At 55.9% G+C, this 8,156-nt stretch carries 7 protein-coding genes; 2 read left to right on the top strand and 5 right to left on the bottom strand.

Annotated elements, in window-relative coordinates:
• Positions 1–10: 10 nt before the first annotated feature.
• Entirely contained in the window at positions 11–388 is a 378-nt protein-coding gene (locus LN415_06105) for a hypothetical protein (GenBank protein MCJ2556665.1), read from the bottom strand.
• A gap of 89 nt (positions 389–477) precedes the next feature.
• Between LN415_06105 and LN415_06110 the strand changes: the two genes are divergently transcribed.
• Entirely contained in the window at positions 478–1,062 is a 585-nt protein-coding gene (locus tag LN415_06110; GenBank protein MCJ2556666.1) for a flavin reductase family protein, read from the top strand.
• Positions 1,063–1,265: 203 nt separating this feature from the next.
• Here LN415_06110 and LN415_06115 read toward each other — a convergent pair whose 3' ends face one another.
• Complete coding sequence (locus LN415_06115; protein MCJ2556667.1) at positions 1,266–1,487, bottom strand: hypothetical protein; 222 nt, start codon at positions 1,485–1,487, stop codon at positions 1,266–1,268.
• Positions 1,488–1,713: 226 nt separating this feature from the next.
• On the opposite strand from LN415_06115, the gene LN415_06120 reads away from it, so the two are divergent.
• Positions 1,714–6,660, top strand: a complete 4,947-nt coding sequence (locus LN415_06120) for a hypothetical protein (protein ID MCJ2556668.1) — start codon at positions 1,714–1,716, stop codon at positions 6,658–6,660.
• Here LN415_06120 and LN415_06125 read toward each other — a convergent pair.
• From LN415_06125 to LN415_06135, 3 genes are all read right to left on the bottom strand, one after another.
• Complete coding sequence (locus LN415_06125) at positions 6,653–7,489, bottom strand: DNA-directed RNA polymerase subunit D (protein MCJ2556669.1); 837 nt, start codon at positions 7,487–7,489, stop codon at positions 6,653–6,655. The genes LN415_06120 and LN415_06125 overlap by 8 nt on opposite strands.
• 1 nt (position 7,490) lies before the next feature.
• A complete protein-coding gene (locus LN415_06130) occupies positions 7,491–7,874 on the bottom strand; it encodes a 30S ribosomal protein S11 (GenBank protein MCJ2556670.1) in 384 nt (127 codons plus the stop codon).
• Between the two features lie 2 nt (positions 7,875–7,876).
• Positions 7,877–8,156: hypothetical protein (locus LN415_06135; protein MCJ2556671.1), on the bottom strand; the 280-nt coding region annotated here is incomplete at its 5' end.

An 8,156-nucleotide genomic window follows, 5' to 3' on the forward strand; every position in this document is an offset into this window, starting at 1 on the left:
CTAGCGCGAGCTAGCTCCCGAAAAGGGTCCTTACGAAGCTGATGTCCTCGGAAGTGACGTTCCTGTACTTCACGAAGAGCAGATCGAACGGGCTAAAGCTCCTCTCCTCGATCAACCTCTTCGCTCGGGGAAGGTCCATCTCGATGTAGATATCGTCAGGAGCGTTGTCCGGATCGACGTCGAATGATATTTCTCCGGAGCTGACGGAAAAGAGGTAACGCGCATCCTCCCTGACGACGAGGTGAACGCTCCTACCCTCGTACCTCTCCAGGGCATGAGCTATTGTGGGATCCTCATCCTTTCGTCTGTCAAGTTCCTCTAGGGACCGCCTGAAGAGGTCATCGAAGTACGGCATACCGAAGGCTGATTCCAAAGCTCGTATTTTCAACTTCCCATCGAATTCGGTCCTGCGGGTCAGGTGCGGAGCGTGGCATTTGATATACCAGGCGGAACTTGAGGTCCATAACTGGTGATGGCATGTTGGACAGGCATGATAGGGAACTGGAAGGTTTCTACCACTACTGCCCGGCGGTGGCTATGATCGTGACCGTCAGCAGGGGACCGGAGAAGGACGCCATGGCGGCGGCTTGGCACTCGCCCATATCGTTCGATCCTCCACTGTACGGAGTGTCGGTCTCACCGAAGCGGCACACGTATCAGATGATTATGGACGCCAAGGAGTTCGGTGTCAACTTCGTGCCCTTCGAGGTCGCGGAGCTCGTTGCGCAAGTGGGCGGTTGCAGCGGGAGGGATGTGGACAAGTTCGAGCGATTCAAGATTGAGGAGGTCGATCCGTTGGAGACCTCGGCTCCCATCATACGGGACTCCTACGCGGCCTACGAATGCCGGCTCTTTGCCAGCAACTCTCACGGTGATCACGAATGGTTTGTCGGAGAGATCGTCGCGGCGCACGCAGATTCCTCGGCCTTCGCAGAGGACGGTGTCATCGACGTGCAGAAGGCGGTGCCCACTCTGTATCTGGGCCTGGATCGCTATCTCAAGATTGAGTCGTCCGAGACCATCGAGCTTGATAGAAGAAGGCTAGCCGATCTGCGCCGATAGAATCCGTCAAGACGCTTCTGTCCCATCTCCTCGAGGACCACTGCAGGCGTGAGAGCAATGGAAAAGAGACTGGCCAAGAACAGGGTTCCAGCGTAGTCTCCGACTCTAGGTTCACCTCAGTCCAGAAAGAAGAGAAGGACAGTAGACTGGGGCAGGAGAGGAAGGAGGGCAACGAACGTACAGGGCGTCGTGTCCCTATCGAATCAGAACTCACTCTTGGTGTACTGCGTAGCTGGACCTCTCTCCAGTTTTGTTGCCTTGGATTCGAGTTCTTTCACCCGCATCTTCATCTTCTTCAGAAGCTCTTCCTGCTTGGCGATCTTAACCTTCAGCTTCGCGGACTCTGTTCGGAATTTGGCTGCCCTGTGCCGATCCTTGGCTCTTTTCTTTTCCGCCTTTGCCTGTTTCACAGATTTGGCCATCATCTTACCCCCGCAATTCGGGCGGGCGCATCTCTGCGCCCATACGCATAAGGATAGATATCCTAATAATCTCTTTGGTCGAGGTCAGGAGAGAGAACGGACCGTTCTTCACAGGGAATAGTACCATAGAACGCTCCTAGGAGAGATACACATCGCTGATAACGATGATACAAGTGATATATAGAAAGATGGAGAATGATGACGTGCACTTTCAGTGTAAGGTCTAGCTATGCCCAGGAAGAAAAAGAAGAAGTTCACTGAGGACTTCATGAAGAAGTGGAAAGAAACCACGAGCGATGAAGAAGTGACCAAGACGAAGAGGATCCTCAGGAGACAGGAAGAGCTGCTGAAGAAGCATCCGAAGAACGTCAACTTGTGGTTCGCCAGAGGCGAGGTGTTAAGGAGCATGGGCGAGCACGAGAAGGCGCTCAAGTGCTACGATGCTGTGGTGAATCTCGAGCCTGGACACAAAGCGGTCCACAATGCAAGGGCGAGCGCACTCGCGGCCCTAGGCAAGAGGGACGAGGCGGTCGAGTCCTATGAGAAGGCGCTCCAGCTCGCCAAGGAGGCGGAAGAAGAGGTTGCAGATGTCGAGCCCGCCATCGAGGATCTCGAAAAGCTCATCGAGGATGTCACCCCTCTGGATGAGCTGGAGGAGATTGCAGAGGAACCGGCCCCGCCAGAGGAGCCCGAAGAGTACTTCGCCTGCCCGATGTGTGGTGAGCTTCTTGATCCTGAGGAAAGCAGGTGTTCGACTTGCGGTACGGAATTCCTGGAGGAAGTCGACGAGGAGGAGATCCTGGAGAGACTGGAAGCCCTGGAATCCGAAATCATGGAAGAGGACGAGGAAGAGGAGGAGCCCTCCGCCGAAGAGCAGGCCTACAGGAAGAAGCTTGAGAAGTGGAGAAGAGAGGGTTACAACGTCCTCCCGCTAGAGGAGGTCCTGCGGGCGGAACCACACCGCTCTAGGACCGCCTTCTTCCAGTTCGAGGAGAACCTGAGAAAGGTCGGGATACTGAAGGAGAGCCTCCAGTCGATGCCGACTGAAGGTTACGAGGAGGACATCGAGAAGATCGAGCTCATGCTGCGGTCACCCTACAAAATCTGGGCGATCGAGGCTGAGATGGAGAGCCTCTGGCAGAAGATCGAAACGGAGCAGAGAAGGGAAGTCGCCCCGCCCGAGCGCGAGGCTCCGCCGAGGGTCCCCCCGCGAGAGGGACTCATAAACGGGAGAAGAAGGGAGGGACTGATTCCTCCGGGTCGTATAAACGGTCTCATAAACGGCATAGAGAGCGCCAAGACAGGGCTGATAAACGGTCTTACGAACGGCGTTGGAATGACGAACGGTCTTGGCTCGCTCAGGTTCAGAAGGGAGGAGATGCTTGGCAGATGGAAGCTCCTTCTCCCGATCATCGTTGCCATGGTACTCATCGCTTCCTCGTTCTTCGTCTCGGTCGAGAGGGATACGACAGGGAGGATAGACATAGACGGAGGCGTTGAGGACTGGAGCGGCATTGTGATCACTGAGAGCCGCCAATCTGCTGCTCTGAACCCGAACATCGACATAGTCGAGACCGCCGTGTATGACGATTCGGGCTTCCTGACGTTCTACGTGCAAGTGTTAGGCACGATGCTCCAGGGAAACGGGGATGAGCTGCAGGACACTGTGTTCATCTTCATGGACATGGACGGGAGCGGAGCGACGGGCTATAGAATCGAGGGTCTGGGGGCGGACAGGATGATCGAGGTCCTCGGCTCCGACAATACCGTTGACCGGGCAGTGATGTATGAGTTCGATGCGGGGCGGGGCAGCGATGATTGGAGCGGCTGGTTCAAGCCGAGAACGCTCAGGGCCGTGGCGGGTCCGTCGCACCTCGAAGCGGAGGTCTACTGGGACATCCTCTCGCTGAACATCGTCCCTATAGATGTTCTGTTCGCCTCTCACGGTTTCGATGGAGACCAGGACATCGCGGACTTGGCTGTATCGAACACGGGTGGCTCACTGGAGGTCATTCAGGAGAGCTACCTCACTGACTGGGTGGTCTCGGGGACGAACGAGATTCTCCTTAACCTGTCCGTAACGGCACACGGAACGGACATGCACATCACTCAGATCACCGCCGAGATGGTGGGGACAGCCTTGCCAGGAGAGCTGTCTACGGTAAGGCTTCTGGACGAGAATCTCGCCACCATCGACACGGTCAGTCCGTCGAGCATGATGACCTTTGATTTGGATAGGACTGTCCAGGTAGGTTCTTTGGAGACCTTCCACGTCGCGGTTGACACAACGAGCGCGTCAGAGAACACTGTGGGCATGAGGATACTACTGCCCTCGGACATCGGCACGGAGAGCGGTTCGGTCACTCTGAAGACGGGACACCCCAGGAACGAAATCGGGCTGGGATATCTCGGTTCGATAAAGGCGGGCTACTCGATCGATGGCGCCTTCTCCGAATGGACTGGAACCCCAGATAATCCGGGGGACTCTGACGGCAATCCGAACATAGATCTGATGAGCTCCTCATCCGCCAATGAGACTGACAACCTGTACTTCTTCGTCGAGGTCGACGGGAGGATTCTGAAAGGCACGGCCCTGCCATATGTGGGTAAGCAACGGATCGAGCCTTCGCCTTTCGTTGACAGCGATATCGACTCGGTGCCGGACGATGTCGACGGTCCGAACGGAACGAACACGAACAGGTTCGACTTCGACAACGACGGTACACCCGATGCCGCGGAAGGAGGAGATGTAGACAGCGACGGCTCCGTGGACCATCCAATGGGTCCGGACTGGTACCTGAACACGACGATCCCGCCGACCTACCTCCTGGAATACAGAAACCGGACCGTGAGTAAGTACATCGGACCGGTGGAGAAACCTCCGGCTATCGGGGAGGATGTGCTGAGAGCGTACATCGATACTGAACCTGGAGTGGGATACCTCTATGACAGCGAAACAGGGTTCTACGCGGACTTCCTCCTGGAGATCAGCGGGAAGAACGGGGATGCCCTGAAGCAGGAGTTCCTTTCTTTTGGCGGCTCCTATCCAGGCCAATGGGTCTGGGATCCCGCTGGTACGGTGGAGACCGAGAAGGACGTCAACAAGCTGGAGGCCGGTGTGGATCTGACGGGCATCGTTATGGGTCCGACCTTTGACGTTCGATTCGACATCATCGATTGGAGCGGCGGCTACGACAGCACCCGTGGGACAAGATACGCCACGAAAGGGGATTTCGGTGAGTACGATGCGATCTCGAAGGGCGCCTACAACGTCTACTTCACGGAAACGGCCGGGAGAGTGAAACTGGAGGTCGCTGGAAACCACTTCTCTTGGGATCTCCCAACTGGCATCGATGTCGGGAGAGGGGATGAGTCCGGGTCTTTGGGCGTTCTCTCGAGTTCCAGGCTTCTTCTTGGTGAAGAACGAGCAATCTACGGAGACGCCTACGAGGGAATCCAAGCCACAATAGAATATGAGTTCGGAGAGAGGTCTCTCAAGGAAGATCTGATTCTGCATTCTCTTCCCGATATGGACGAGAATGCGGAATACATCAAGCTGGTTTTTGGCGTGGACTACTCAGACGACCTCCTTCCTTTTGTTGAGGGGAGCCTTGTGGAGGACTATGTGGAAACCAGGAGCCTGGATTTCTATCTTGGCGATCACAGGGTGATATCGGCTATGCCGCCATATGCGTATGACGCGGCCGGTGAGCGGCTAGACTGCACATACCGCTTCTCTCCATCGCTGAAGACCCTGGAGACAGTATGCGATGCAAACTGGTTCCTGGAGGCTCAGTATCCTGTTTCCATCGATCCCACCTTCAGCCTGACGGATAACAGCACATACGTCACTGACCCGGAATACCTTGGGAGATCTGTCGCGGTGGGAGACTTCGATGGTGATGGCTACGCTGATGTCATCGCAGGAGCATATCTCAACAGCTACGACGGCAAGAGCCTCAGAGGGCTTGCCCACATATACCTTGGGCCGTTCACAGCGGACGACGACAGTCCGGATGTGACGATACTTGGGGTCAATGCAGGCGACCGATTCGGAGTCGCTGTGGCGGCGGGAAAAATAAACAATGACGCCTACTGGGATGCGATCGTGAGTCAGGCTAACATCTCGAATCAGGAGGTGTATGCTTACTATGGCTCGGCGAGTTGGTCCTCGCCGATAACCACACCAGATGTGACGTTCGAGACGCAAGATGGCGGGTTTGGAGACGCGATTGCGGTCTGCAACATAGACAATAGCAACTACGATGATATCGTGCTGGGAGCGCCTGGACAGAGTGGTGGGGGAAGGGCCTACATCTACCAGAGCCCCTTCTCCGCGACGGAGTCGACTGCCGACGACATTCTCGCGCCGACGAACGACAAAGGCGGAAGATTCGGGGACTCGCTCGCTTGCGGCAAGATCGACAACGACAACTACTATGACGTGGTCGTCGGTGAGCCTTGGGCTGAACTTAGCGGAGTGGGCACGAAGGACGGAAGAGTGAGCATCTTTGAAGGCGACAACATCGATTTCTCAGGAGGCGATGAGGCCCCGGACAGTGTTCTTGAGTACGAGTATGATGAAGAGCAGTTTGGCACGGACGTCGGTGTTGGCAAGATCAACTCGGACTCATATGATGACCTCGTCGTTGGAGCCCAGTACAACGATGAAGGTGGAACGGACAGGGGGAGGGCCTACGTCTATCTGGCGAATTCTGGCGGGACTGGAATCAGTGATGCCGCTTCCCCAGACGTGGACATTGCTGGACAGTCCGATGAGGAGAGATTCGGCTATGCTGTGTTCGCTGGCAACATAATGGGGAGTTCTGTTGGGGACGTTGCGATTGCGGCACCCTACGCCGACGAGGGGCAAACCTCGCGGGGCGTTGTGTACGTCTTCGAGGACCCGGTCAACGACAACATCACATACGACGAGAAGATAAACGGTACCCAGGACTCCGAACTCCTGGGTTATTCCCTAGACGGTGGGAAGTTCAGCAATGACAACATCTTGCTGCTAGCAATCGGTTCTCCCTACTGGGACGACGGGTCCAAGCTGAGCGAGGGCAGGGTCGTTGTCACACTGATCCCTGAGTTCCCCTCGGAGATCATGCCCATTGCATTCATTCTCTTTGTTCCGATCGCGGTGGCGTACCGCAGAAGAAGAACTACTTGAGCGAGTAGACTTTCTTTCCCAGGCTCTCGAACTTCTCTGCGAGGGAACCGAGTGCGAATCTCAACGCATCTATTGCCTTCAGAGAGCCGTCCGTCTCAAGATGGAAGTGAATCTTCGTCCGATCGCCCTCGACCGATATGCATTTCTTCGGGCACTCCTCCACGCAGGTCATGCAGAAATTGCAGCTGAGCGGGGATTTGACTTCGACGCTCTTCTTCTTGACAGTGAACACGCCGCGAGGGCAAACCTCCGCGCATGTCCCGCAGAAATCACACGTGTCACAATCGACTTCGATGACGGGGAAGAACTTATATCCAACGCCCTGGGCAACCTGCCACTTGGCGTGATCCTTGCCGGTCCCTAGTATGGCAGTCGCATAGACGAGCATCGCCTGTCCGCTGCCAAGCTTGACTATCGGGATCTTCTCATCCACGACCTTGAGCGAGGAATCCCCAACGGGCTCCAGGTCGCCCGAGTATACCATGCAGGGTCCTTTCTTGTTGAGGGAGTACATTATCGTGCAGTTCGGACACCCCTCACTAGCACAGTCCTTGCACTCGTCTCGGTAAGTGAACAGCTCCAAGTCCGTGGGGATGGGAATCATGCCGAGCCTATGGGCGATCACCTCGTCGAACAGCGGTGTGACACTCTCAGACTCCTCGCCTTCCTCACCGCGAATAGGCCCTAGATGGAACTCGACGTCTTCGATCGCCATCTTCGGAACGTTGGACACCAGGGTTCTTCTCAGCGCATTGGCAAAGTTGGGGTCAACGTCCTCGAGCATCAGCTCCGCGTATCTATCTTCCAGCTTCAGAACATCAACTTTCATTCTAGACCCTTCTGCCGCGCCGACCACCCTTCGACTTCCCTCCGTCGTGAGGGATGGGTGTGACATCCTCTATCCTTCCGATTCTCAGTCCTGCCCTCGCAAGCGCCCTGATTGCGGACTGTGCGCCAGGGCCGGGTGATGTTGATTTGTTGCCACCAGCCGCCCGGATTCGAACATGTATGCTATCTATGCCCTTCTCCTTGGCTATATCAGCGACCCGCTCGGCCGCCCTCATTGCAGCGTAAGGAGAGGACTCGTCCTTGGCGGCCTTCACGACCATTCCACCGCTGCATTTCGTGAGCGTCTCTGAGCCTGTCAGATCTGTCAACGTGATGATGATGTTGTTATAGGAAGCGTAAATGTGTGCTACTGCCCATCGAGCCAACGCTACTCCTCCTTCTCCTTGGTGGCCCCTTTGCCCTTTTCCGGCTCCTTCTTGGCCTCTTCTTTCTTGGCCTCTTCTTTCTTCTCGGGCTTCTCGGCCTGTTCCGGCTCCTTCTTGGCCTCTTCTTTCTTGGCCTCTTCTTTCTTCTCGGGCTTCTCGGCCTGTTCCGGCTCCTTCTTGGCCTCTTCTTTCTTGGCCTCTTCTTTCTTCTCGGGCTTCTCGGCCTGTTCCGGCTCCTTCTTGGCCTCTTCTTTCTTGGCCTCTTCTTTCTTCTCGGGCTTC

The sequence above is a fragment of the Candidatus Thermoplasmatota archaeon genome (genome assembly GCA_022848865.1).
GTDB lineage: Archaea > Thermoplasmatota > Thermoplasmata > RBG-16-68-12 > JAGMCJ01 > JAGMCJ01.

What these genes read in the sequence shown, in the direction of transcription:
- LN415_06110 (MCJ2556666.1), top strand. Translation starts at nt 478, where the DNA reads ATGTTGGACAGGCATGATAGGGAACTGGAAGGTTTCTACCACTACTGC.
- LN415_06115 (MCJ2556667.1), bottom strand. Translation starts at nt 1,487, where the DNA reads ATGATGGCCAAATCTGTGAAACAGGCAAAGGCGGAAAAGAAAAGAGCC.
- LN415_06120 (MCJ2556668.1), top strand. Translation starts at nt 1,714, where the DNA reads ATGCCCAGGAAGAAAAAGAAGAAGTTCACTGAGGACTTCATGAAGAAG.
- LN415_06125 (MCJ2556669.1), bottom strand. Translation starts at nt 7,489, where the DNA reads ATGAAAGTTGATGTTCTGAAGCTGGAAGATAGATACGCGGAGCTGATG.